The sequence below is a fragment of the Micromonospora lacuserhaii genome, assembly GCF_036902735.1.
In the GTDB taxonomy this organism is placed as follows: Bacteria; Actinomycetota; Actinomycetes; order Mycobacteriales; family Micromonosporaceae; genus Micromonospora.
Map to the genome: position 1 here is coordinate 131,058 of NZ_JBAKHO010000002.1, position 25,705 is coordinate 156,762.

Here is a 25,705-nt window from a genome sequence, read left to right on the forward strand (position 1 = left end):
GCGGCGGTGGCGGCAGGCTCGGAGGTGGCGGAGCGGCGTCGCTCCCCCACGGAGGAGCAGCGATGAGACCCACCATCACCCGGCGTCGCCTGCTGACGGGCATCGCGGGCGCGGCCGGGCTCGCCGGCACCGCCGGGGCCGCTGCATGGGCGGGCGGCGCGTTCGACCCGCGCCTGGTCACCCCGGACGCGGACCTGGTCGCCCGGACCGAGGCGGCCCGCCGCCGGCCGGGCGCCGGCACCGTCCGCGCCACGCTGCGGCCCCGACCCGCGACCCTCGACCTGGGCGGGGTCACGGTCTCCACCTGGGGGTACGTCGAGCAGGCCCCCGGCCCGCTGATCCGGGCCCGCGCCGGCGACCTGGTCCGGGTGGACGTGGTCAACGAGCTGCCCGCGCCGACCAGCGTGCACTGGCACGGCGTCGCGCTGCGCAACGACATGGACGGCGTGCCGGGGCTCACCCAGGCGCCCATCCCGACGGGCGGCCGGCACACCTACGAGTTCACCGCCCCCGATTCGGGCACCTACTTCTACCACCCGCACTCCGGGGTGCAGCTCGACCGCGCGCTGCACGGCGTCCTCGTCGTCGACGACCCGCACGAGCCGGGCGGTACGACGCCGAGTGGATCGTGGTGCTCGACGACTGGGTGGACGGCACCGGTCGTACCCCGGACGCCGTGCTGGCCGCCCTCGGCGGGATGGGCCACGGGTCGACGGGCGGGATGGGCCACGGTTCGACCGGCGGGATGTCCGGCATGACGATGGGCGGGATGGAGTCGATGACGTCGCCGCTGCTGGGCGGTGCCGGCGACGTCGCGTACCCGCACCACCTGATCAACGGCCGGGTGCCGGCGGCCCCGGTCACGTTCCACGGCCGACCCGGGCAGCGGGTGCGGATCCGGCTGGTCAACGCCGGCGCGGACACCGCCTACCGGGTCGCGCTGGGCGGGCACCGGCTGACCGTCACGCACACCGACGGCTTCGGAGTCCGGCCGGCCACGGGTGACGCGCTACTGCTGGCCATGGGGGAACGCGCCGACGTCACCGTGGAGCTGGCCGACGGGGTCTTCCCCCTGGTGGCGGTGGCCGAGGGCAAGACCGGGCAGGGCCTGGCGGTGGTTCGTACCGGCGGCGGCGAGGGGCCACCGCCGACGATCCGCCCGGTCGAACTGGACCGGACGGTGCTGACCTGCGCGACGCTGCGCGCGGCCGACGACGTGGCGCTGGCCGACCGCCGGCCGGACCGGGTGCACCGGCTGGAGCTGGCCGGGTCGATGATGCCGTACCGGTGGACGATCAACGGGGCGACCTGGCCCGACGCCGAGCCGCTGCTGGTCCGGCGCGGCGAGCGGGTGCGCCTGGAGTTCGTCAACACCAGCACGATGTTCCACCCGATGCACGTGCACGGGCACACCTTCGCGGTGGCCGGCGGCGGCGCCCGCAAGGACACCGTCGTCGTGCTGCCCCTACAGACCGTCACCGTCGACCTCGACGCCGACAACCCGGGCCGGTGGATGACCCACTGCCACAACGTCTACCACGCCGAGACGGGCATGATGGTCGACCTGGCGTACCGCGCCTGATCAGCGGCCGGGGTACTGGTCGGGGCCGGCCACGACGGGTCCGGGCGGCGACAGTTGGCGGTCGTGCAACCGGCCGAGCAGCGCCACCGAGGTGACCGCGCCGATCAGCGCGAGGAACATGTCCCACTGGGTGTCCCAGACGTCGCCCTGGGTGGCCAGGAAGTCGTCGGCCGCCGACCCGCCGGCCACCGCCGCCCACCACTCGATCATCTCGAAGAACGCGCTGAAGGCCAGGCAGGCGCAGACCACCAGCGGGGCGAGCCAGCGGCTGCCGCGCAACGGGGAACGACGGACCAGGACCTCCCGGACCAGGATCGCCGGCACGAAGCCCTGGGCGAAGTGACCGAGCCGGTCGTACGGGTTGCGGGACAGGTCGAACACCTCGCGCGCCCAGTCACCGACCGGGGTGCGCGCGTAGCTGTAGTGCCCACCGACGATGAGGATCGTGGCGTGCGTCGCGAGCAGGCAGCACAGCAGCGTGCTGAGCGGGAAGCGGCGCCAGGTGAGCAGCACCACCGGCACCCCCACGATCACCCACACCGTCTCCAGCAGCCAGGTCAGCCGGTCGTACGGCCGGAGGCCCGAGACGACCAGCGCGAGCAGCACCAGGCCGAGCAGCACCGGTGGAAGGTACGCACGCGTCCGGGTCAACGGGGACCGCCTGTTCGGGTGTGGTCGGGCCGGCCCGCCGCCGGTCGGGCGCGACGATATCAGCGGCCGGCCGGGATGCTCCACGGGCGAGCCGCCGGACCCCGCTCGGGGTCCGGGTGGCACCCGGACCGGTACCCACCGGCAGGCCCGACCATTGGCGACGGTGGATGGGAACCCGGTCAGGGCCGGTAGCGGTAGCCCATGCCGGGTTCGGTGATGAGGTGCCGGGGGCGGGCCGGGTCGTCCTCGAGCTTGCGCCGCAGCTGCGCCATGTACTGCCGCAGGTAGTTGGTCTCGTTCTGGTACTCCGGCCCCCACACGTCGTGCAGCAGCTGGCGCTGGCTGATCAGCTTGCCGGGGTACCGGAGCAGCTTCTCCAACATCGCCCACTGGGTGGGGGTGAGCCGCACCTCGGCGCCGTCGTCGCGAAGGACGGTGCGGTCGACCAGGTTGACGGTGTGCCGGCCCACCCGGGGAGCCGCCGAGGCGTCGGCGGGTGTGGCGGTGAGGCGGCGGGTCACCGCGCGGATCCGGGCCAGCAGTTCGTCGACGCCGAACGGCTTGGTGACGTAGTCGTCGGCGCCGGCGTCCAGGGCGGCGACCTTGTCCTCGCTGCCGGCCCGGCCGGAAAGCACGATGATCGGCACGCTGGTCCAGCCGCGCAGCCCGCGGATGACTTCGGTGCCGTCGATGTCGGGCAGGCCGAGGTCGAGCACCACCAGGTCGGGTGGGTGGCTGGCCGCGGCCCTGAGCGCGGCGGCGCCGGTGGCGGCGACCTCGACGTCGTATCCCCGGGCCCGCAGGTTGATCCGCAGGGCGCGCAGGATCTGCGGTTCGTCGTCGACGACCAGGATGCGGGTCATTCCTGCGGCCCTTCCGACATGCCCTGCGCGGCGGCGGGCAACCGCAGCACCATGGTCAGCCCTCCGCCGGGGGTGGTCTCGGGGGTGATGCTGCCACCCATCGCCTCGGCCAGTCCGCGGGACAGGGCCAGCCCGAGCCCGACCCCGGTCTGGTTGTCCCGGTCGCCGAGCCGCTGGAACGGCAGGAACACGTGCTCCCACTGGTCCTCGGGGATACCCGGTCCGGTGTCGATGACCCGCAGCTCCACCTGCCCGGCGTGGGCGCTGGCGGTGATCGTGGGCGGCCGCCCGAGCGGGCTGTGCCGTAGCGCGTTGGCAATGATGTTGACCAGGACCCGTTCGAGCAGCCCGGGGTCGGCGGTGGCGGCCGGCAGGTCGGCGGGGATGTCCGTGGTGACGTCGGCCGCGACCGGCCCGAGCTCGTCCAGGGCCCGGGGTACGGCGTCCTCGAGCCCGATCGGGGTCCGGGTGACGCCCAGCGCCCCGGCCTGCAGGCGGCTCATGTCCAGCAGGTTCGCCACCAGCCGACCCAGCCGGTCCAGGGACTCGTCGGCGGTGGCGAGCAGCTCCTCCCGGTCGTCGGCGTCGAACTCGACGTCGGGGCTGCGCAGGCTGCTCACCGCCGCCTTCGCCGACGCGAGCGGCGTACGCAGGTCGTGGCTGACCGCGGCGAGCAGCGCGGTGCGCATCCGGTCGGCCTCGGCGAGCGGCCGGGCGGTGGCGGCTTCCTCGGCGAGGCGTTCCTGCTTGAGGGCGACGGCGGCCTGGGCGGCGAACGCCTCAACGATGCGCCGGTCGGCGGCTTCGAGGCGGCGGCCGGAGAGCACGACGGTGAGCCGGTCGTCCACCGGTACCGCCGTCTCCCCCGCGCTGGGGCTGCACGCCGGCGCCTCCCCCACGCTGGCCACCACCCGCCAGGCGCCCTCCTCGCGGTCCCGCCCGGGCCGCCCCTCGGCGTCGGCGACCATTTCCAGCACGCTGACCGCGCGCAGCGCGAAGGTCTCCCGGAGCCGGTCGAGCAGGGCGGGCAACGGCCGCTCGCCGCGCAGCACGCCGCCGGCGACCGTGGCCAGGGTCTGCGCGTCGGCGGAGGCGCGGGCGGCCTCCCGGGTCCGCCGGGCGGCGACATCGACCACCCAGCTGACCGCGACCGCGACGCCGACGAAGACGGCGAGGGCGAGAAGGTTCTCCGCCTCGGCGATGGTCAGCGTGTGGAAGGGCGGAGTGAAGAACCAGTTGAGCAGCAGCGACCCGCCGAGTGCGGCGACCAGCGCCGGCCAGAGCCCGCCGACCAGCGCCACCCCGACGACACCGGCGAGGAAGAGCAGGATGTCGTTGGTGAGGCTGAGGTCGGGCAGGGACAACAGCACGGTCAGCAGCGGCATGCCCAGCCCGGCGAGGGCGAACCCGAGCAGCCGGCGCCGCCGGGACAGCGCCGCCGGCACCGCTGACCCGCGCCGGCCCCGGCCGGCCTGGGGGTGGGTGACCAGGTGGACGTCGATCGGTCCGGACAGCGCCGTGGTGGTCACCCCGACACCCCGGGCGAACAGCTGCGCGAAGCGCCCCCGCCGGCTGGCGCCGAGCACCAGCTGGGTGGCGTTGACGCCGCGCGCGAAGTCCAGCAGGGCCGCCGGAATGTCGGTGCCCAGCACCTGGTGATACGTGCCGCCGAGGCTCTCCACCAGCACCCGCTGCCGGGCGAGCTGGGCCGGGTCCGCCCCGGCCAGCCCGTCGCTGCGGGCCACGTGCACGGCGAGCAGGTCGGCACCCTTGCTCCGGGCGGCGATCCGGGCGGCCCGCCGGACCAGGGTCTCCCCCTCCGGCCCGCCGGTCAGCGCGACCACCACCCGCTCCCGGGCCTCCCAGGTGGCCGAGATGCCCTGCTGGGCGCGGTACGCGTCGAGCTGCTCGTCGACCTTGTCGGCCAGCCAGAGCAGGGCCAGTTCGCGCAGGGCAGTGAGGTTGCCGACCCGGAAGTAGTTGCCGAGCGCGGCGTCGATCTTGTCGGGCCGGTAGATGTTGCCGTGGGCCATCCGGCGGCGCAGTGCCTCCGGTGTCATGTCCACCAGCTCGACCTGCTCGGCGGCGCGGACCACCTGGTCGGGGAGGGTCTCGCGCTGGGTGGTGCCGGTGATCTGGGCGACGACGTCGTTGATCGACTCCAGGTGCTGGACGTTGACCGTGGTCAGCACGCTGATCCCGGCGTCGAGCAGCTCCTGGATGTCCTGCCAGCGCTTCTCGTGCCGGGAGCCGGGCACGTTGGTGTGCGCCAGCTCGTCGACCACGGCGACCTCCGGACGACGGGCCAGCACGGCGTCGACGTCCATCTCGGTGAATTCGGCGCCGCGGTAGGCGACGGTCCGGCGGGGCACCTGTTCCAGGTCGCCGATCATCGCCGCGGTATGCCGGCGGCCGTGGGTCTCGACCAGCCCGATCACCACGTCGGTGCCGCGCTCGGCGCGCCGCTGGGCTTCCTCCAGCATCGCGTACGTCTTGCCGACGCCGGGCGCGGCGCCCAGGTAGATGCGCAGTTCTCCACGTGGCACGGGGACATCCTCTCGCGGCGGCGGCCCGCCCGGGCGCGCGCCGGGTCCGCCGGGCGGGCCGTCGGGGGCCCGCCCGGCGGGCGGTTCAGCGGGCGGGGAACGTCTCGTCGAGGGCGAGGTTCAGCTCCAGCACGTTCACCCCGGGGGCGCCCATGAAGCCGAGCGTCCGGCCGGTGGTGTGCGCGGCGACGAGGCGGCGGACCTCCGCCGGGTCCGCGCGGCGCTCCCGCGCCACCCGGGCCACCTGGATCTCGGCGTACGCCGGGCTGATGTGCGGGTCGAGGCCGCTGCCGCTGGCGGTGACCGCGTCGCCGGGCACCGCCGGGTCGGCCGGCGCGTCGCCCCGGACCGGGACGATCACGCCGCCGGCGGCGACGTAGTCCTCGCCCGGCTTCGCCGGCTCCACCGGCACGCCCTGCCAGTAGGTGACGAACGGGGTGGCGGGGGCGGCCTGGTTGACGCTGACCGCCCGGGTGACCGGGCCGGTGAGCCCGTCGCGGTGGAACACAGCCAGCACGGCGCCGACCCCGTCCGGGGTGCAGTAGGGCCGCCGCCCGTCGACGCCGTCGAGCTGGCCGACGGCGACGCTGCGGGCGCAGACCTGGGTGAGCAGGCTCTGGGTCGACCCTTCCGGGTCGGTGGCGATGGTGTCGACCACGCTCTCCGGGCCGAGGTTGGAGGCCGCGGTGGAGGTCGGGTCGTAGCCGTCGCCGGCCGCCGACGGGCGGGACTGGAAGTAGCGCGGGACGGGGTTGCCGTCCGCGTCGGTGAAGGACTGGCCGATCAGGGCGCTGCCGACGGTCCGGCCGTTCGCGGTGACCAGCGAGCCGTCGGCGCGGGCGTCGAGGCCGGGCAGCCGGCCGGCGGCGACCAGAACGAGCGGGTACGCCAGCCCGAGCAGCACGGTGAAGACCAGCAGCGCGCGCAGCGCGGCGAGGTGGGTGGAGAACCAACTGGGAAGGCGCATGGTGTCAGATCCCTGGGATGAACTGGATGAGCAGGTCGATGAGCTTGATCCCGATGAACGGCACCACGATGCCGCCGAGGCCGTAGACCAGCAGGTTGCGGCTGAGCAGCGTCGACGCCGCCGCGGGTCGGTAGCGCACGCCGCGCAGGGCGAGCGGGATCAGCGCGATGATCACCAGCGCGTTGAAGATGACCGCGGCGAGGATCGCCGACTCCGGGCTGTGCAGCCGCATGATGTTCAGCGCGTCCAGGCTCGGGTAGATGCCGGCGAACATCGCCGGGATGATCGCGAAGTACTTCGCCACGTCGTTGGCGATGCTGAACGTGGTCAGAGCGCCCCGGGTGATCAGCAGTTGCTTGCCGATCTCCACGATCTCGATCAGCTTGGTCGGGTCGGAGTCGAGGTCGACCATGTTGCCGGCCTCCTTCGCGGCCGACGTGCCGGTGTTCATCGCCACGCCGACATCCGCCTGGGCCAGGGCCGGGGCGTCGTTGGTGCCGTCCCCGGTCATCGCGACCAGCCGGCCGCCCTCCTGCTCCTTGCGGATCAGCGCGAGCTTGTCCTCCGGGGTGGCCTCGGCGAGGAAGTCGTCCACCCCGGCCTCGTCCGCGATGGCCTTCGCGGTCCGCGGGTTGTCACCGGTGATCATCACCGTCCGGATGCCCATCCGGCGCATCTCGTCGAACCGCTCCCGCATGCCGGCCTTGACCACGTCCTTGAGGTGGATGACGCCGAGGGTCCGGGCCACTTGGCCCTCGATGTGCTCGGCGACGACGAGCGGAGTGCCACCGATGCCGCTGATCTCGTCGACCAGCTGCCCCACCTGCTCGGTGGGGTGGCCGCCGTTCTCCCGGACCCACTTCATCACGGCCGCGGCGGCGCCCTTGCGGATCCGCCGAACCGGCTCCGTGGCCCCGCCGTCGACGCCGGTGTCGGGGGTGAGGTCCACGCCGCTCATCCGGGTCTGCGCGGTGAACGGCACGAAGGTGGCGTGCGGGATGAGGCCCGGTTCCCGCTCGCGCAGGCCGAACTCGTTCTTGGCGAGCACCACCACCGACCGGCCCTCGGGGGTCTCGTCCGCGAGGCTGGACAGCTGGGCGGCGTCCGCCGCCTCGGCGGCGGTCACCCCCTCCACCGGAAGGAACTCGGCGGCCTGCCGGTTGCCCAGGGTGATCGTGCCGGTCTTGTCCAGCAGCAGGGTGTTCACGTCACCGGCCGCCTCGACCGCCCGACCGCTCATGGCGAGCACGTTGCGCTGGACCAGGCGGTCCATGCCGGCGATGCCGATCGCCGACAGCAACGCCCCGATGGTGGTCGGGATGAGGCAGACCAGCAGGGACGCCAGGACGACGCCGGTGACGCCCGCGTCGGTGATCGCACCGGTGTCCGGGGCGGCGGCCTGGTACTGCTTGGCGAAGATCGCCAGCGGCTGGAGGGTCACCACGGCCAGCAGGAAGATGATGGTGAGCGCGGCGAGCAGGATGTTCAGCGCGATCTCGTTCGGGGTCTTCTGCCGGTTCGCGCCCTCGACCAGGGCGATCATCCGGTCGATGAAGCTCTCCCCCGGCTTCTGAGTGATCTTGACGACGATCCGGTCGGAGAGCACCTTCGTCCCGCCGGTGACCGCACTGCGGTCGCCGCCGGACTCCCGGATCACCGGCGCCGACTCGCCGGTGATGGCCGACTCGTCCACGCTGGCGATGCCCTCGACCACGTCGCCGTCGCCCGGGATGATCCCGCCCGCCACGACCACGACGACGTCGCCCAGCTTCAACTGCGGCGCCGGGACGTCCTCGGTGCGGTAGGCACTCGGGGCCAGGCCCGGGGTCCAGCCGATGAGGCGGGTGGCGACGGTGTCCGTCTTCGCCTTCCGCAGGGCGGCGGCCTGCGCCTTGCCCCGACCCTCGGCGACCGCCTCGGCGAGGTTGGCGAAGATCACGGTCAGCCAGAGCCAGACGGTGATCGCGAGTGCGAACACCGAGGGATCGGCCACCGCCAGGACGGTGGTGAACGCGGCGCCGATCTCGACGATGAGCATCACCGGGTTGCGCCACAGGGTGCGCGGGTCCAACTTGCGCAGCGCGTCCGGCAGGGACCGGATCAGCTGCTTCGGGTCCAGCAGGCCACCACCCCGGTTGCCCTGGGTGGCCGGTGTGCCGGCGGTTGCGGCGTCCGCCGTACCGTGTGGTGCCGGCGTGGACGTGGTCATGGCCTTCTCTCTCATGGTGGTCACAGCCCCTCAGCGAGGGGGCCGAGCGCGAGCGCGGGCAGGAAGGTCAGCGCGACGAGGATCACCGTGACGCCGACGACCATGCCGACGAAGAGCGGTCGGTGGGTCGGCAGGGTGCCCTCGGAGGCGGGGGTGGGTCGCTGGCGGGCCAGCGAGCCGGCCAGGGCGAGCACGAAGACGATCGGCAGGAACCGGCCGAGCAGCATGCACAGGCCGAGCGCGGTGTTCCACCACGGCGTGTTCACCGTGATGCCGGCGAAGGCCGAGCCGTTGTTGTTGCTCGCCGAGGTGAAGGCGTAGAGCACCTCGGAGAAGCCGTGCGGGCCGACGTTGAGCGCGGTCGAGTTGTTGCCGGTCGCGAACGCGGCCGCGGTGCCGGTCAGCACCAGCGCCGGGGTGATCAGGAAGTACAGGGAGGCGAACTTGATCTCCCGCGACCCGATCTTCTTGCCCAGGTACTCCGGGGTCCGGCCGACCATCAGGCCGGCGACGAACACGGTGATCACCGCCAGGATGAGCAGGCCGTAGAGGCCGGAACCGGTCCCACCCGGCGCCACCTCGCCGAGCATCATGTTGACCATCGTCATCATCCCGCCGAGCGAGGTGAACGAGTCGTGGAACGAGTTGACCGCGCCGGTCGAGGTCAGCGTGGTGGCGGCGGCGAAGGTGGCCGAGTTCGACACGTCGAACCGCACCTCCTTGCCCTCCAGCGCCGCGCCCACCGCCTGCGGCACGGTGCCGTGCCCGGCGAGCTCGAAGACGTTGGTCAGAGCGATGCTGACGAACGCCAGGATCCCCATCACGGCCGCGATCGCGTAGCCCTGCCGGTTCTGCCCGACCATCCGCCCGAAGACCCGGGGCAGGCTGAACGGGATCAGCAGGATCAGGAAGATCTCGATCCAGTTCGTCCAGGCGGTCGGGTTCTCGAACGGGTGGGCGCTGTTGACGTTGTAGAAACCGCCGCCGTTGGTGCCCAGTTCCTTGATGATCTCCTGGCTGGCCACCGGCCCGCCGGTGATCGTCTGCGAGCCGCCGGTGAGGGTGCCGACGTCGGTGCCGGCCGATAGGTTCTGCACCGCGCCGCCGATCATCAGCACGACCGCGCCGAGGACCGCGACCGGCAGCAGGATCCGCAGCATGATCCGGGTCAGGTCGACCCAGAAGTTGCCCAGCTCCCCGGTGCGGCTGCGGGCGAAGCCACGCACCAGCGCGACCGCGACGGCGATGCCGACGGCGGCGGAGGCGAAATTCTGCACCGCCAACCCGGCCATCTGCACCAGGTGGCCCATCGTCGACTCACCCGAGTACCACTGCCAGTTCGTGTTGGTCACGAACGACACGGCGGTGTTCCAGGCTCCGTGCGGGACCACCGGGTCGAAGCCGAGCGAGAGCCACAGGTGGTTCTGCAGCCGCTGGAACGCGTACAGGAAGAGCACCGAGACGGCGGAGAAGGCGAGCACGCTGCGGGCGTAGACGCCCCAGGACTGCTCGGCGGCCGGGTTCACCCCGACCAGGCGGTAGATCCCCCGCTCCACCCGGGACTGCCGGGTGCCGGAGACCACCCGGAACATGTGGTCGCCGAACGGCTTGTAGGCGGCCACCAGCGCCACCACCAGCGACAGGACGAAAATGACGCCGGCTGTTGTCGTGGTCATCAGAAGCGCTCCGGGAACAGCAGGGCGACGACCATGAAGACACCCAGGCCGATCGCCAGCACCAGGCCGACGGCGTTGACGGCGCTCACAGCTTCTCCACACCCCTCACCACGAGGGCGAGCGCCGCGAACAGCGCCACCGTCACCAGTACGAACACCACGTCAGACACGCTGACTCCTCTTGCGGACCCGTTCGTCACGACCGCCTTCCGGCCGCGCCTGGCAATCACAACGCCCGGATCCCGGGTCGGACAGGGTCCATAACGCGACCGTGACGGCGACCGGCGGTTTCTTGACGCGGATTTCACGCCGGGGTCCGGCAGAGTGACGGGGGCCACCGCGCCCCTCGGGGCACCGCCGGGCGGTCGCACCACGCGAACAGTGCGAGCCCTCGGGGCTCGCACTGTCGGTGTCCGGTTGTCGGTGGGGCGACGCCCCCTCAGTCCTCGGCGCGCCAGCGGTAGAACACCTTGGCCACCGCGTCCTCCGGGCCACGCCAGGTCTCCGGTCGGTACGCGCTGATGTACGGGCTGAGGTCGTCCATGATCTTGGCAAAGGCGGGCCGGTCCTGGTGGTCCCGCGTCGCGTCGGCGAACGACTCCCCGGTCCGCTCGACCACGTGCACGTAGACGTCGTCGATCGAGTACAGCCAGCGCCCGGTGACGCTCAGCTCGACCGGAAGCGACCCGGCGTCGGATTCGGCGAAAATGCGCGCGACGTCGGGTTCGGCGCCCGGCTTGATCCGCGCGACGATCACCGTCCGGTCCGGCTCGGCACCGCCCAGGTGCAGCGCCGACGCCGGGTCCGGCTCCCAGTGGTAGAACTCCTTGGCCACGGAGTGGGACGGGTTCTGCCAGTATCTCGGGTACGGCGTCACGTACGGGGCGATGGCCTCGGCGATCTTCTGGAACGCGGGCAGCCCACGGGTCTGGCCGGACACCTTCGGGTCCTCCCTGCGCTCGATGAGGTGGATGTAGAGGTCGTCCAGGGACAGCAGGGTCCGCCCGATCACGCCGAGATCCTGCGGTCGGGTCGTCCTGTCGTAGTGGCCGAACACCTCGGCGACCTTGCCCTCGCTGCCGGGGACGATGTGGCAGACGATCACGTTCCGGAAGGTCATGGCTGCTCCTTGGCTTCAGTGGGTTGACCGGGGCGGGACAGGTGGGTGTGGCGGAAGGGCTAGACGGCGAACCGGACCGGGAGTTCCAGCAGGCCACGGAAGGGCGACGCCGCCGGCAGCCGGCGCAGCTCGGCGACCGGCACCCCGAGCCGCAGCTCCGGCAGCCGGCGCAGCAGCGTCCCGATGGCGATCTGCGCCTCCATCCGGGCCAGCGAGACGCCCAGGCAGTAGTGGACGCCGTGGCCGAAGCCCAGGTGCGGGCCGCGGACCCGGCGCAGGTCGAGCCGGTCCGGGTCGACGAAGTGCGCCGGGTCGTGGTTCGCCGCGTTGATCGCCACGCCGACGATGGCGCCGCGCGGGATGCACACCCCCTGGTACTCGACGTCCTCCGTGGCGACCCGGGGGCTGGCCACCGGCAGCGGGCCGTCGAAGCGGAGCAGCTCCTCGATCGCCGAGGGCAGCAACGCCGGCGTGGCGCGCAGCAGTTCGAGCTGCTCCGGGTGGGTCAGCAGGGCCACCACCGCGTTGCCGAGGAAGTCCGCGGTGGTCTGGTGGCCGGCGAACAGCAGCAGGAACGTGGTGGTGACCAGCTCCCGTTCGGTGAGCTTCCCGTCCTGGTCGCAGGCCTGGATCAGGGCGCTGACCATGTCGTCGGCCGGTTGGGCGCGCTTGGCCAGCACCAGGTCGGCGAGGTAGTGGTGCAGCCGCACCTGGGCCTCCCCCACCGCCGCCCGCTCCTGCTCCTGAGGGCGGCGGGACGACCCGGACGTCCGAATCACCTGGGTCCAGTCGAGGACCTGGTCGTGGTCGGGCTTCGGTATCCCGAGCAGTTCGCAGATCACCGTCATCGGCAGCGGGATCGCGAAGTCGCGCATCAGGTCGGCCTGCCCCTGCGGAACGATCTTGTCGAGCAGGTCGTCCACGATCTGCGCCACGCGCGGCCGCAGCGCCTCGATCCGGCGCGGCGCGAACGCCTGCGACACCATCCGGCGCAGCCGGGTGTGCTCCGGCGGGTCCGCGTTGAGCATGTTCCGGTTCAACGCCTCCGAGTTCGGCCCGAAGATCCGCAGGTAGTGCTCGCCGGGGCCGTAGAGGTCCTTGGACAGCCGGGGATCGGTCAGCGCCGCCCTCGCGTCGTCGAACCTGGTGACCAGGTACGAGTCGAACCGCGGCGAACTGACCGGGCACACCGGCGCGTCCGCCCGTAGCCGGGCCAGGGCGGGGTAGGGATCGGCGGCGAACTCGTCGGTGTACAGCTCCGACGCGGGTACGACGTGCTCGGTCATCGGTGCTCCTCGGGCTCGCTGCGCACGCTGTGCAGCACGTGGTAGGTGTGCCGTTGCGCGGATTCGCGCAGCTCGCGGATCACCCGTAGCAGGTGGTCCCGGTGTTCGCTGCGGCCGAAGGCGTCCAGCCGCTCGCGGTCCGCCCAGTCGCTGATGACCAGGTAGCTGCGCGGGTCGTCGGCGTCGCGGGCCAGGTCCTGGTGCAGGCAGCCGTCCAGGGTGGAGATCCGCTCCGCCGCGGTGCGCCACTCCGCCTCGAACCGTTCCTCGCAGCCTTCCCGGGTCCGCATCGCGAGCACGGTGCGTACCCTCGTCATCGCGCGCCGCCGAACACCAGCTGGAGGTTCTTCCGGAGCGCGTCGGCGTCGATCGGCTGGCTGCGGAACCCGACGTGCCCGTCCGGGCGGACCAGGTACAGGCCGGTGCCGGTGACGCCGTAGGTGGCGCGGAACTCGCCCCCGGCGTCGCGCACCACCGGCGGGCCGAGCATCCACGGCACCCGGGCGTCCGGGCTGGCCAGCAGGTACGCGTCGAGCTCACCGGCCGCCTGCCGGCGGGCGTCGGCGCACAGCTCCTCCACCGCGGCCACCGCCGCCTCGTCGGCCGAGCCGTCCGCGTAGATCAGCAGCGTGTGCCGGGTGCCCCGGGTCAGCTCGTGCAGGCGCAGCGGGTGTCCGACGCCCCGCCGGTGCAGGCCGCCGACGTCCGGCGCGCGGTCGCCGGGCCGGGGGCCGTTGCGCAGGGCGTCCGGGGCGGAGACGACCTCACCGACCAGGGGGCTGTCCGCGTAGCTGAGCAGCAGGGACATCTCCTGGAGGAACTGGCGCTTGAGGTCCTCGCGGTCCAGCTCGTCGGTGAAGGCCAGTCGCACCGCACGCCCGACGATCTCCTCGCCCTCCGGACGCCGTTCGGTCTCGTAGCTGTCCAGTAGGCCGGGCGCGGCGATCCCCCGCACCGCCAGGGCCAGCTTCCACGCCAGGTTCCAGGCGTCCTGGATGCCGGTGTTCATGCCCTGGCCGCCCGCGGGCGGGTGCAGGTGCGCCGCGTCGCCGGCCACGAACACCCGGCCCTCCCCGTACCGGTCCACGATGCCGTGGCTGATCCGGAACACCGACGACCAGCGCAGGTTCGACGCCGTGGTCCCGGGCGGGGCCAGGTGGTCGAGCGCGGCCTGCACGTCGGCCAGCGTCGGCTCGGCGAGTTCCTCGCTGAACCCGGGCGGGGCGTCCTGCCCGCCGGTCTGGGCGAAGAACCGGGGCGGGGCCAGCGTGGCGATCCGGTACCGGGACCTGCCGCGCAGCGGGACGCAGACCAGCATGCCGTCCATCCGGCCGTCCGTCTCGTGCAGGAACCGGAGCAGGTGGCCCTCCGGCATGTCCCAGTCCACGTCGACGTCGCCGAGCATGAACAGCTGCGGGAACCGGCCCAGGCCACCGGAGAAGGTGAGCCCGAGCAGCTCGCGCACCCGGCTGTGCGCGCCGTCGCAGCCGATGAGGTACTTCGCCCGTACGGTCTCCTCGCCGCCGCCGGCCACGGCGAGGGTGGCCAGCACGCCGTCGTCGTCCTGGGTGAACGTGACCAGCTCGACGCCGCGTCGGGGGCGGACGCCGAGCGTGGCCAGCCGTTCGGTGAGGATCCGCTCGGTCTCGTACTGCGGCAGTCCGAGGTGCGCGTACGGCAGCTCCGGCAGCTCCCAGCTCATCCGGTGGGTCTCCCGGCCGTTGACGAACACCATGTTCCCGGTCAGCCAGATCCCGGCGTCCATCGCGTCCCGCGCGATGCCCTGGTCGGCCCAGATCTCCATCGTGCGGCAGTGCACGCCGATCGCCTTGTCGGCGTGCGCGGGCGGCGTGGCCAGCTTCTCGACCACCCGGCAGTCGATGCCGCACCGGGCCAGTTCGACGGCGGCGGTCAGCCCGGTGGGCCCCGCCCCGACGATGAGTACGTCCGTTGTCGTGTGCACGTCGATCTCCCTGCCCGTACTCGGTTCTCGCCTGGTCCTGGGATCCGCCGCGACGTGGAAGAGGCGGCGCCGGATGTCGAGGAGGAACGGCGCGATCGGCCCGGCCTCCTCCTCCGCGTGTGCCGGATTGGCGATCCAGCGGTGGAACTCCGCTTCGCCGCGCCATTCGGCGAAGATGTGGAAGACGTCGGACCCGCGCTCGCGCAGCAGGTCCTCGCGCAGGTACCCGGGCACCTCGGCCATCCGCGCGGTGACCTCGGGATAGCCGCGGGCGAACTCCGCGTACCGGGAGGCCGGCACGGTGAGTTCGACGTCCACGAAGACCGTCGACCCCCGGCCCGCCGGCGCGTCGGCCATCACCCGGTAGCTCTCCGCCCCGGCGGTCTCCCGCAGCGGGCGCAGGGCGTCGGCGAAACGCGCCGCGACCGGACCGCTCTCGTACCCACGCAGCGCGGACTCGCCGGCCCACTCGGTGACGACGACGAACGAGCGCGGATCGTTGGCGTCCAGGAGGAGCTCATGCGCGAGGTTGCCGGGCAGCCGGCCGATCTGGCCGGCGACGGGCAACCACGCGGCCTCCACGGCGGGTTCGCACCCCGGGAGCGCGCGGATCCGGAGCATCGTTCTGATCATGCGGTCCCCCGTCACGGTGGGCGGGTCCCGACCGGTGGCACCCGGACCAGGACGTCGTCGTTGCACCCTGCCGGGGGTCGCGTCACCCTGCCGTCACCGGCGGCCGGTGCGGGGTCGGCGATCGTTGACGCCACGGGGACGGGCCCTGGCGGTGTGCGGGAGAGGTGCCGCGACCAGCAGGGTCGCGGCTACGGCTGATCTGTTGGCGGCCCGGGCACGGACCCGTCCGTCACGGCGTCTGGCCGCCGTCACCGAGCGTCCCGCCGGCGGCGGCCGGCAGCAGGTGGCGCACGTCGGGAGCCCCCTCGGCGAGTTCCCTGGCCCGGTCCTCGGCCCGCTGATCGGTCTCCGTCAGCCGGCCGCCGTGCTGGCGCAGGTGCTCGTCCCAGGACGGCACCAGGTAGACCTCGGCGAACTGGTCCGGAGCCTCACCGGCGCGGAACAGCCCCCACCGCATCGCCCCGGTGCGCTGCCGGAAGCCGCGGATGTCGTCCATCACGGCCAGGAAGGCGGCCTCCCGGTCCGGTCGGACCGTGTAGGTGACCACCACCAGCACCGGGCCCACCCGGGGGTCGGGCTCGATCGCCAGTGCCAGCGGCGGCCGGTAGGTGGCCGGGTCCCGGTTCACCCCGCGCAGGTCGGGCAGCGGCCAGATCTGCGACGTCACCGCGCCGACCAGCATCAACGCGGCCGCCACCAGGAACGCGGTGACGAGCCCGGCCAGGTCGGCCACCACACCCCAGACGAGCGCCCCGACGGCCTGCCCGCCGCCCTGGACCACCTGGTAGAAGGCCAGTCCGCGGGCGCGTACCCAGCCGGGCAGGAACAGCTGGATCTCGGCGTTGACGTTGGCCAGCACGGTCACCCAGGCCACCCCGGCCGGCAGCAACGCGACCAGCACCACCGGGACGATCCGGACCGACGCCACCACGATCAGCACCACGCCGTACGCCGCCCCGGCCACCAGCAGGAACTGGTTGGCGGTCAGCCGGGTCCGGATCCACGGCAGCAGCAGGCCGCCCAGGATGGCGCCGATCCCCAGGGCGGCCAGCAGCAGGCCGTAGCCGCTGGAGTCCAGCCCGAGTCGACGGGCCGCCACCAGCGGCAACAGCGCCCACAGCGCGCTGGCCGGGATCACGAAGACCAACGCGCGGCGCAACAGCCGCCGGACGGTCGGCGAGTGCCGCACGTACCGGCCACCGGCGCGGAGCGCGGCGGTGAACCGCTCGGGCACCTCGACCGCGCGGGCGTCGCCGGGTCGCCACCGGACCAGGGCCACCGCGAACACCCCGAACGCCACCGCGTTGAGGGCGAAGACCGGGGCCACCCCCACCCGGGCGATCAGCACACCGGCGGTGGCCGGCCCGACGGCCCGGGCGACGTTCACGCTGATCGAGCCCAGCGCCGAGGCGGCCCGTACCTGGTCGCGCGGCACCAGTTCGGGGATCACCGCCGCCCAGGCCGGCAGGGTGAGCGCCTGCCCCACACCGAAGGCGAAGGTGAGGGTGAGCAGCAGCGCCGGCGGCATCCGACCGGTCGCCGTGAGCAGCGTCAACGTCGCCGCCACCACGACCAGGTAGAGCTGCACCCAGATCAGCAGGTGCCGTCGGTCGAAGGTGTCCGCGAGCGCGCCCGCCGGCAGGGCGAGCAGCAGCATGGGCAGCAGGCTCGCGGTCTGCACCAGGGCGACCAGGGTGGAGGCGTTCGGCTGGTGGATCAGCAGCCACTGCGCGCCGACCGTCTGCATCCAGGTGCCGATGTTCGCGGCGAGCAGCGCCAGCCACAGGCTGCGGTAGACCGCCGTACGCAGCGGCGCCCACGCCGAGACCACGGGCTCGGCGGTGGTGCCGGGCGCCGTTACCACCGCCCGTCCGCGCGCAGCACGCGCTCGCCGGAGACGTACAGGTCGTCGGGGGCGAGCTGGAGCAGCCGGACGACCTCGACGGCGACCTGCTCGGGCAGGGCGTAGACCTCGTCGAGGAACTCCGCGCCGACCCGCTGTTGCAGTCGGGTCGGCATCGGCCCCGGATGCAGTAGCATGACCTTGATCCGGTTGCTGTGCTGCGCCTCGGCCACCGACTCGACCAGGCTGCTGCCGTAGCTCTTGGTGGCCCGGTAGACCGGGATGCCCGGTCGGGCCTTCGTCACCGCCATCGCGCCGATGTACACCAGGTTGCCGTAACCCTGCCGATGCAGGTGGTGCAGGGCCTCCTTGAACACGTACGTGGTGCCGAGCGCGTTCACCTCGACCGCCCGCCGGATGTGCTGCGGGGAGAGATCCGCCAGGTCGCCGCCCGCCCAGATCGACGCACAGGCGGCGACGCCGTGGACCGGGCCGTACCGGTCGACCACCTCGGCGAACGCCTCCCGTACCTGGTCGTAGGAGGAGACGTCGCAGACGATGCCGCAACAGCCGAGGCCCTCGGTCATCGTCGCGACCTCGTCCGGCACGTCACCGAGGACGGCCACCTGGTGCTCGTCGACGAGCAGGCGGGCCACCGCCAGGCCGAGGCCGCTGGTCCCGCCGACCACGATGAAAGTCCTGGCGCCCATGCCTCTCCAGTCGCCCCAGGCACCGGCCGGTTCGCAGGTGCATGGCGGCGGCCTTCCCGTTTCGTGGGGATCCACACCGATGGTGCCCGCGGGCAACGCATGTTGCCGGTTCAGCAAAACTGCCCGGCGCTTCCCTAGTGCTCTGACCGGGAACGTTTACCGGGTTGGCGGCGGCGGGGCCGGTGATTCTGACGGCTTGCGATGGCCCCGCTCGGACGGTCTGTGGTGGCCCCGTCGTGGTGGAGGCGTGCGATGGTGTGACGGCCCGATTTGGCCCCACCCCGGCCTGCCGCAGGAACTCAGATCAGTGACTGTGCGTTAGGTATGTAGGCGCTCGGCTTCAGGCTGAAGCTGCCACCCGACCTGTTCGATGACTTCGCGAGCTGCCTCCGCAACAGACCTTGCGTGGGTCGACACTTGAAAGTCTCGGATCCTCGCAAGATCGCTCCGCTGCTGGTAGAGATCGACGAAGTTGCGCAGCCGGCTGCGCCAGTACTCGTTCGGTTCCCGTGCAGCGACCCGTTCCTTCAAGACCGTCTCAGGGGCGGTCAGCTCGCAGACGACGAACCGTGAGCCCCGCACGGCAGCGCGAAGCTGCACCCGTTCGTCCTCGTCCGCGATAGCACTGGGAATGACGAGCCGCAAACCCGCAATAGTCGCGTAATTGGGCCAGATAGCCCTGAGATTGTTGAGCGCGAAAGACCGCTCGGGGTGCGGGTAGACCATGGTGAGCTCATCGAGGTCGATCACCGCGTTCGCCAAACCGGACTCACGCAGCAGGTCCGCTTTGGCACCCGACAGGGTGGACTTTCCCGAGCCCGGCGATCCGTGCAGGACGAGCACATCAAGGTGTTCACGAGCGTAGCCACCCGAGCCGGATACCTGCGACTTCGCTGCGGCCTCGGCATCCGGGTGCACGAGATCGCATGTCGTCGGTTGTCACACGGACGGGTCCCAGGCTACGAGCTGATCGAAGATGCGACGGTCGCCTTCGAACTTCAGCGAATCCAGCGGTATGCGGCCGTAGAAGAACAGGACCAGGTCACTGGCCGTGCCCCGGGCGGAGGCGTCGGCCGTGTCGGGGTCCTCGCCGGCAGCGGGCGTGAGGTGGGCGACCTGTGCGCCGTCGTGGGAAAGCCGAAGGCGCCAGGAGTGGCCCTCGGTGGCGTGGTAATCGACGATGGCGGGTTCGTGTGGCCAGGCGACCGTCGTCGCGCAGAGGGTGAACTGGCAGTCGTCGAAACCGTCGAGGGCGACCTCGTCCGATAGCGGCTGCGGGGCACCCACCGTGAGCTGGGCGTCGTAGGTGTGCACCGCGATCTCGGGAACCTGTCGCCGCGCCCAGGCACCAGAGGTTTGCGGTGACGGCGAGTCCCCCCACCACGTCCAACAACCGCGGTCCGGGCCGGCCTGACGCAGCGCGCTCGTCAGCTGCTCGACGGACTCGGTCCACCAGGCCAGGAGAGCCTCGCGTTCCCGAGGCGCACCCATGCCGTCCTCCCAAGCCGACTTCTCCGGGGGCGCGTCCGCGGGCCCTGCGGCGACGATGGCGGCTGATTTGCGGCGGCCCATCCCCACGTGTTGCACGAGATCGAACAGCGTCCGCTCGGGAGAGGTCGGCACCAGCGCGTCGAGGCTGGGTGCCGCGGCGACCGCAGCGCGGAAGGCGGCCGACCGTTCGTTGATCAGCCGCAGATGATCAGGGAACGTGAGAATTTTGTGCACCCCGGCTGTCTATCACTGTGCTCCGACGACCGGACAGCGAATTTCGCAGCCGACGCGGCGGCCGCCCCGGCACTGATACGTGCCCTTGGATGACGCGCGGGCGCGCCGGCGCTCCGCCCGGCTGTCGACGCGTTCGTCCGACAAATTCGCTACCCGGCGGCCGGAGCGCAGTGATACACAACCGAGGTGCAAAACATTTTGGAGTTCCCCGAGGTCCTGCGGCTGATCGAAGACCGCTCGGCCGCGTTCCGCGCCGCGATCGCGTCCGCCCCTGACCTTGACGTCCAGGTCCCGACCTGCCCGGACTGGACGCTGCGCGAACTGGCGCAGCACTTCGGCGACGGCCGCCGCCGCCAGGCCGCCATCATCGCGGCGGGCCCGGGCGCTGAGCCCCCGGCGAGGACGGACCCGAAGGGCGCCCCGACCGCGCCCCGCGACCGCGAAGCCCTGGACGCCTGGCTCGCCGAGTCGACCGAGCTCATGCTCGACGCGATGCGCGAGGCCGGCCCGGACCGCGGCTGCTGGACCTGGTGGGGCCGCTCGCAGGCCCCGGAGACCAGCGGAGCCGTGGCCCGGCACCAGATCCAGGAGATCGCCGTCCACACCTACGACGCCCAGCTCACCCAGGGGGCCGCACAGCCGCTGCCGACGGACGTCGCGGTCGAGGGCGTCGACGAGTTCCTGACGACCGTCTCGGCGACGACCGTCCCCTGGCCGTTCAAGCCGGCGACCATCGACCTGCACACGACCGAGGGCCGCTCCTGGCGCCTGACCCTCAACGCCGACGGCGTCCGCTGCGACGACCTCGCCGCCGACGCGGAGCCGGGCGACATGGCGATGCGAGGCGCAGCGAGCGAACTGGTCCTCTACTTCTACGATCGCGTCCCGCTCGACGGCCTGGAGAACACCGGCGACACCGAGCCGATGGAGCAGCTCGCAGACTGGGACCCGAACGCGTAAAACGCGCACTTGTGACGCATCTGTCGGTTGTGCGCGCGCTCCTGCGGGCGCCACTGGGCCCGGGGTTAGCGCAGGGCCTCGCGGCCGATGCGGATCACCCGGCCGTGCACCTTGCGCAGGTAGGCGAGCAGTTTGCGGATGGACCAGCGGGTGAAGGGCTGGCTGAGCTTGGTCGGGCGGGTGGTGGCCGTCTGGACGACGAAGTCCTCGTCGTCAGGGCTGAGCAGGCGGGGACGGCCTCCCGCCCACCGAGGGTCCAGGCAGGCCGGGCCGATCTGATTGAACCGGTGGATCACGTCCCGCACCGTGTCCTCGTCGGCCTGCACCAACTGGGCGATCACTGGAACTCGGTTGCCGCCGGCCGAGGCCAGCAGCATCATCGCCCGTCGATAGCGCACTGTGTTGGTGCTGCCCCGGCGCACGATCCGTTGTAACTGCTGGCCCTCCTGGTCGGTCAGCCTCCTGATCTTGACCAGCTCCGCCACCACACCCCCAAACCCGTCGGATGCCCGTCTCATCCAACCGGTTCCGGCCCCGCCGCCGCCAACCCGGTAAACGTTCCCGTGCAGAGCACTAGGGCTCCGGGCAGCTGCGAGCGCACAGCGACCGCTTCGCCGAGCTGTGGGAGTCCGACGTCGTCGGCCGGCACGAGGCCGCGCGCAAGACCATCGATCATGCGCAGCTCGGCGCGCTGACGCTGGACTGCGACGTGCTGAGCGTCGCCGGCAGCGATCTCCGGATCATGGTCTATTCGGCCGAGCCCGGCACGGCGGACGCCGAACGCCTCGCCCTGCTCACCGCGCTCGGTACCGGCGCCCTCACCGGGTAGCCGACCCCGGGGTGGCATCGGGTACGGCGCCGCGTGGTGCGCTGAGCCGGGCGGGTGTGCCCGGGATCCGGTCGCCAGGGGCGGATACCGTACCCCCGGCGCGGGTCGCCCCGCGCCGAGCCGGCGAGCGGTGGGAGGGTCGGATGCGACTGCACGTGGGGTGCGCGATGTGGACGCATCGGTCCTGGCAGGGACGCCTTCTGGCGCACCCGCTGCCGGCCCACGAGCGGCTGCGCGCCTACGCCGGCTGGTGCACCGCGGTCGAGGGGAACACCACCTTCTACGCGACCCCGGCGCGGGAGACGGTGGCGTCCTGGGCGCGGCAGACCGATCCGGACTTCCGGTTCGTACTCAAGCTGCCGAAGGCCGTCACGCACGAACGCCGGCTCACCGGCGGGGACGAGGAGCTGCGGGTCTTCCTGAACGCGATCGAACCCCTCGGCCCACGAGCCCACGCCCTCTGGATCCAGCTGCCGCCCTCGTTCGGCCCCGCCGACGTACCTGCGCTGGCCCGGTTCCTGCGCGGGCTGCCCACCGCCCACCGGTACGCGGTGGAGGTCCGCCACCCCGCGTTCTTCGCCGACCCCCGGGCGGTGCGGACGCTCGAGGAGACGCTCGTCCCCCTCGACGCGGAGTGGATCCCCTTCGACACCACCGCGTTCTTCGAAAGCCCGCCGACCAGTGACGCGGAACGGGAGGCGTGGACCAGGAAACCGCGTACGCCGCTGCGCACCCGGGCGCTGACCGACCGGCCGATCGTCCGGTACCTCGGTCGGGACGACCCGGCGCGGACAGTCGAGGGCTGGCAACCGTGGCTCGACGTGGTGACCGGCTGGCTGCGCGAGGGGCGCTCGCCGACCATGTTCGTGCACACGCCGGACAACGCCGACGCGCTCACCCTCGCCCGCGGCTTCCACGACGCGGTCCGGGCGCGGCTGCCCGAGGTCGAGCCGCTGCCCGAGCCGGCGCCTGTCGGGCCGTTGACCCTGTTCTGACGGCCGGGTACTCCCGCTCCACCGTCCCGGCTCACCCCCGGCCGCGCCCGCGCTTCGGCAGCTTGGGCAGCGTCGAGGCGCCGCCGTGCAGCATGGTGACGAGCTTTGCCACCCGGCTGTCGGTCCTGGCGTCCCGGTTGAAGGTCGTGAGCAGCATCGGGGGCTTGAACCGTTGCCGCGCGATCGCCTTCGCGTAGGTGAACTCGCGCAGCCCGTCGGCGCCGTGGATCCGCCCGAAACCGGAGTCCCCGACCCCGCCGAAGGGCAGCGACGGGATCGCCGCGAACGAGATGACGGAGTTGATCGCGGTCATGCCGGAGCGGATCCGGCGGGCGAGCTCCGTACCGCGCCGGCCGGAGAAGACCGTCGCGCCGAGGCCGTAGCGGGTCGCGTTGGTCAACCGCACCGCCTCCTCCATCGACGCCACCTTCTTGACCGTCAGTGTGGGGCCGAACGTCTCCTCGGTGACCGCGGTGGAGTCCTCGGGCACGTCGACCAGCACGGTGGGCTGCACGAAACGCTCACCGACCGCGTCCGCGCCGCCGACCACCGCGCGACCACCCCGGGCCAGCGCGTCCTCGATGTGCGCGCGGATGATCCCCACCTGCGACGGCATCGTGATCGGCCCGATCTTCGCCGCCACGTCGGCGTCCGCGCGCAGCTCGCGCGTCTTCTCCACCACCAGGGACAGGAACCTGTCGTAGACCTTCTCGTGCACGTACACCCGCTCCACGCCGATGCAGGTCTGCCCGGCATTCGACATGCCGCCCCACACCGCGGCGTCGGCGGCGGCCTCGACGTCGGCGTCCTCGTCGACGAGCAGCGCGTCCTTGCCGCCGGCCTCGATCACCACCGGGGTCAGCGTCTCCGCGCAGGTCGCCATCACCTTCTTGCCGGTGGCGGTCGAGCCGGTGAAGGCGAGCTTGTTCACGCCCGAACGGCACAGCGCCGACCCGGTCTCGCCGAACCCGGTGACGACCTGCAGCACCGGGTGGTCCGGGCACACCTCGGCGAACGAGTCGGCCAGCCAGGTGCCGACGCCAGGGGCGTACTCGCTGGGCTTGAAGACCACCGCGTTGCCGGCGGCGAGGGCGTAGATCACCGATCCCATCGGCGTGAACACCGGGTAGTTCCACGGCCCGATCACGCCGATCACCCCGAGCGGGTGGTACTCGACCGTCGCGGCCTGGTTGGCCATCAGCATCCCGGAGCTCACCCGGCGCGGGCCGAGCTCCTTGCGCGCGTGCTTCGTCGCCCACGCCAGGTGGTCGATGGCCAGCACGATCTCCAGCATGGCGTCGGAGTGGGGTTTACCCATCTCCTTGTGCACCACGTCCGCGAGCTGGGCCATCCGCCGGGTCACCACCGCCCGCCACGTGGTGAGGTACTGCGCGCGCTCGCGGTACGGCAGGGCGGACCACCACGCGGCGGCCTCCCGCGCCCGTTCCACGGCGGCGCATACGTCGGCCTCGGAGTGGACCGGGTACACGCCCACCACGTCGCCGTTCGCGGGGTTGTGGACCTCGAAGGTCTGCTGCTGCACGTGCTCGCCGGTGAGGGTCATCGAGCGCTCCTGATCAGGTCGGCCGCCTTCTCGGCGACCATGATGGTGGGTGCGTTGGTGTTGCCGCGAGGTACGACCGGCATGACGGAGGCGTCCACGACGCGCAGCGCCGTGATGCCGCGGACCCGCAGCTCCGGGTCGACCACGGCCTGCTCCCCCGACCCCATCGCACAGGTGCCGACCGGGTGGTACAACGTCTGGGTGTTGCGGCGCAGGTGCTCGGTGAGCTCCTCGTCCGTCGGGGACGGCCCGGGCATCCAGGCGCTCGTAAGGTACTTCGCCAGCGGCCCCTGGTGCACGATGTCGAGGATCCGCTTGCAGCCCTCGCGCATCGCGTCCAGGTCGGCGGGGTCGTCGTAGTAGGCAGCGTCGATCTCCGGGTGCCAGGTGGGGTCCGCGGAGCGCAGCCGCAGGCTGCCCCGGCTCTGCACGGAGACCAGCGTCGGCCCGGCGGTGAAGCACCGGGCCACCGGCTCGTGCAGGCCGTTGTCGTAGAACGCGCCCGGCGCCGCGTGCACCTGCAGGTCGGGAGCGGGGAGTCCGGCCCGGGTGGCGAAGAACGCGCCGCCCTCACCGATGTTCGACGCCAGCGGGCCGGTGCCGCGGGCCTTCCACCGCAACAGGTTCGGCAGCGTGGGAGCGTCCGCGATGTCCGTGGTGCCCCGGGTGTGCCACACCATCGGCGCAGCCGGGTGGTCGTGCAGGTTCTGGCCCACCCCGGCCAGGTCGGCCACCACGTCGATGCCGTGCTCCCGCAGGTGCGAGGCCGGGCCGATGCCGGAGAGCATGAGCAGCTGGGGGCTGTTGACCGCTCCCCCGCAGAGCAGCACCTCGGCGTCGGCCCGTACCCGCTCGGTGCGGCCCGCGCGCCGGTAGGTGACCCCGACGGCGCGGCCGTGCGCCAGGTCGACGCGGGTGGTGAACGCGTTCGTGCGGACGGTCAGGTTCGGCCGGTCCAGCGCGGGCCGGAGGTACGCGTCGGCCACCGACCAGCGGCGGCCGCGCTTGCAGGTCACCTGGTACAGCCCCGCGCCGTCCTGCTCCGCGCCGTTGAAGTCGTCGTTGCGCTTGAGGCCCGCGACCACTGACGACTCGACCCACGCGTCGGTGAGTTCGTGGGTGAACCTGCGGTCCTCGACGTGCAGCGGCCCGCTCTGGCCGTGGTACGGCGCTCCGAGCCGCTCGTTCGCCTCGGCCTTGATGAAGTACGGCAGCACGTCGTCGTAGCCCCAGCCGCTCGCGCCGTGCCCGTCCCGCCAGCCGTCGTAGTCGACCCGGTTGCCCCGGATGTAGATCATCGCGTTCATCGACGAGCAGCCACCGAGGGCCTTCATCCGCGGCCAGTACGCCCGCCGGTTGTGCAGCTGCTTCTGCCCGGTGGTGGTGTAGTTCCAGTCCCACCGGGTCTTGAACAGCGATGAGAACGCCGCCGGGATGCGGATCTCGTCGGCGTCGTCCTCCCCGCCCGCCTCGAGGAGCAGCACCCGCGTCCCGGGGTCCTCGGTCAGCCGCGCGGCCAGCACCGCACCGGCGCTGCCCGCCCCCACCACGACGTAGTCAAACGATTCGGTCACCGCTGCCTCC

21 protein-coding genes and 1 pseudogene are annotated in these 25,705 nt (G+C 72.3%); 4 read left to right on the plus strand and 18 right to left on the minus strand.

The window, feature by feature from the left end:
* Window positions 1-62 precede the first annotated feature (62 nt).
* Window positions 63-1,582, plus strand: a pseudogene (locus V6U81_RS01965) (multicopper oxidase family protein).
* Here the strand turns inward: V6U81_RS01965 and V6U81_RS01970 are convergent.
* The 15 genes from V6U81_RS01970 to V6U81_RS02040 form a co-directional block, all read right to left on the minus strand.
* Window positions 1,583-2,203 (minus strand): DUF2238 domain-containing protein, encoded by a 621-nt coding sequence (locus V6U81_RS01970; protein ID WP_334483458.1) that lies wholly within the window; start codon window positions 2,201-2,203, stop codon window positions 1,583-1,585.
* 209 nt (window positions 2,204-2,412) lie between these two features.
* Complete coding sequence (locus tag V6U81_RS01975) at window positions 2,413-3,096, minus strand: response regulator (protein WP_334483461.1); 684 nt, start codon at window positions 3,094-3,096, stop codon at window positions 2,413-2,415.
* The gene (locus V6U81_RS01980; RefSeq protein ID WP_334483464.1) at window positions 3,093-5,642 is read right to left on the minus strand and encodes a sensor histidine kinase; all 2,550 of its coding nucleotides are present in this window, start codon (window positions 5,640-5,642) and stop codon (window positions 3,093-3,095) included. Before V6U81_RS01980 ends, V6U81_RS01975 begins: the two co-directional genes overlap by 4 nt.
* An 85-nt stretch (window positions 5,643-5,727) precedes the next feature.
* Window positions 5,728-6,609 (minus strand): potassium-transporting ATPase subunit C, encoded by an 882-nt coding sequence (locus V6U81_RS01985; RefSeq protein WP_334483466.1) that lies wholly within the window; start codon window positions 6,607-6,609, stop codon window positions 5,728-5,730.
* A gap of 4 nt (window positions 6,610-6,613) precedes the next feature.
* Window positions 6,614-8,818, minus strand: coding sequence for a potassium-transporting ATPase subunit KdpB (kdpB, locus tag V6U81_RS01990; protein ID WP_334483469.1), 2,205 nt, complete (start codon window positions 8,816-8,818; stop codon window positions 6,614-6,616).
* A 20-nt stretch (window positions 8,819-8,838) separates the two neighbouring features.
* Window positions 8,839-10,494, minus strand: a complete 1,656-nt coding sequence (kdpA, locus tag V6U81_RS01995) for a potassium-transporting ATPase subunit KdpA (protein ID WP_334483472.1) — start codon at window positions 10,492-10,494, stop codon at window positions 8,839-8,841.
* Window positions 10,494-10,583 (minus strand): K(+)-transporting ATPase subunit F, encoded by a 90-nt coding sequence (kdpF, locus tag V6U81_RS02000; protein ID WP_073839165.1) that lies wholly within the window; start codon window positions 10,581-10,583, stop codon window positions 10,494-10,496. The genes kdpA and kdpF overlap by 1 nt, the downstream gene beginning before the upstream one ends.
* A gap of 349 nt (window positions 10,584-10,932) precedes the next feature.
* Entirely contained in the window at window positions 10,933-11,613 is a 681-nt protein-coding gene (locus V6U81_RS02005; RefSeq protein ID WP_334483482.1) for a TcmI family type II polyketide cyclase, read from the minus strand.
* A 59-nt stretch (window positions 11,614-11,672) separates the two neighbouring features.
* Window positions 11,673-12,899 (minus strand): cytochrome P450 family protein, encoded by a 1,227-nt coding sequence (locus V6U81_RS02010; RefSeq protein ID WP_334483486.1) that lies wholly within the window; start codon window positions 12,897-12,899, stop codon window positions 11,673-11,675.
* Window positions 12,896-13,189 (minus strand): putative quinol monooxygenase, encoded by a 294-nt coding sequence (locus V6U81_RS02015; RefSeq protein WP_334483489.1) that lies wholly within the window; start codon window positions 13,187-13,189, stop codon window positions 12,896-12,898. Before V6U81_RS02015 ends, V6U81_RS02010 begins: the two co-directional genes overlap by 4 nt.
* A 23-nt stretch (window positions 13,190-13,212) precedes the next feature.
* Window positions 13,213-15,483, minus strand: coding sequence for an FAD-dependent monooxygenase (locus V6U81_RS02020; RefSeq protein WP_334483492.1), 2,271 nt, complete (start codon window positions 15,481-15,483; stop codon window positions 13,213-13,215).
* 241 nt (window positions 15,484-15,724) lie between these two features.
* The gene (locus V6U81_RS02025; protein ID WP_334483495.1) at window positions 15,725-17,359 is read right to left on the minus strand and encodes an MFS transporter; all 1,635 of its coding nucleotides are present in this window, start codon (window positions 17,357-17,359) and stop codon (window positions 15,725-15,727) included.
* Entirely contained in the window at window positions 17,353-18,048 is a 696-nt protein-coding gene (locus tag V6U81_RS02030) for an SDR family NAD(P)-dependent oxidoreductase (RefSeq protein ID WP_334483497.1), read from the minus strand. The genes V6U81_RS02025 and V6U81_RS02030 overlap by 7 nt, the downstream gene beginning before the upstream one ends.
* Window positions 18,049-18,366: 318 nt before the next feature.
* The gene (locus V6U81_RS02035) at window positions 18,367-18,966 is read right to left on the minus strand and encodes an AAA family ATPase (protein WP_334483499.1); all 600 of its coding nucleotides are present in this window, start codon (window positions 18,964-18,966) and stop codon (window positions 18,367-18,369) included.
* A 21-nt stretch (window positions 18,967-18,987) separates the two neighbouring features.
* Window positions 18,988-19,773: a maleylpyruvate isomerase N-terminal domain-containing protein gene (locus V6U81_RS02040; RefSeq protein WP_334483501.1), complete on the minus strand. Its 786-nt coding sequence runs from the start codon at window positions 19,771-19,773 to the stop codon at window positions 18,988-18,990.
* A gap of 186 nt (window positions 19,774-19,959) precedes the next feature.
* Between V6U81_RS02040 and V6U81_RS02045 the strand changes: the two genes are divergently transcribed.
* Window positions 19,960-20,733 (plus strand): maleylpyruvate isomerase N-terminal domain-containing protein, encoded by a 774-nt coding sequence (locus V6U81_RS02045; RefSeq protein WP_334483504.1) that lies wholly within the window; start codon window positions 19,960-19,962, stop codon window positions 20,731-20,733.
* 65 nt (window positions 20,734-20,798) lie between these two features.
* Here the strand turns inward: V6U81_RS02045 and V6U81_RS02050 are convergent, their stop codons facing one another.
* Window positions 20,799-21,218, minus strand: a complete 420-nt coding sequence (locus V6U81_RS02050) for a helix-turn-helix domain-containing protein (protein WP_334483507.1) — start codon at window positions 21,216-21,218, stop codon at window positions 20,799-20,801.
* A gap of 104 nt (window positions 21,219-21,322) precedes the next feature.
* On the opposite strand from V6U81_RS02050, the gene V6U81_RS02055 reads away from it, so the two are divergent.
* Window positions 21,323-21,562 carry an MmyB family transcriptional regulator gene (locus V6U81_RS02055; protein ID WP_334483768.1) on the plus strand — a complete coding sequence of 80 codons (240 nt, stop codon included), beginning with the start codon at window positions 21,323-21,325 and terminating at the stop codon, window positions 21,560-21,562.
* 167 nt (window positions 21,563-21,729) lie between these two features.
* Complete coding sequence (locus V6U81_RS02060; RefSeq protein WP_334483771.1) at window positions 21,730-22,557, plus strand: DUF72 domain-containing protein; 828 nt, start codon at window positions 21,730-21,732, stop codon at window positions 22,555-22,557.
* Between the two features lie 31 nt (window positions 22,558-22,588).
* Here the strand turns inward: V6U81_RS02060 and V6U81_RS02065 are convergent, their stop codons facing one another.
* Window positions 22,589-24,121, minus strand: a complete 1,533-nt coding sequence (locus V6U81_RS02065) for an aldehyde dehydrogenase family protein (protein ID WP_334483510.1) — start codon at window positions 24,119-24,121, stop codon at window positions 22,589-22,591.
* Window positions 24,118-25,695, minus strand: coding sequence for a GMC family oxidoreductase (locus V6U81_RS02070; protein ID WP_334483513.1), 1,578 nt, complete (start codon window positions 25,693-25,695; stop codon window positions 24,118-24,120). The genes V6U81_RS02065 and V6U81_RS02070 overlap by 4 nt, the downstream gene beginning before the upstream one ends.
* Between the last annotated feature and the right edge of the window lie 10 nt (window positions 25,696-25,705).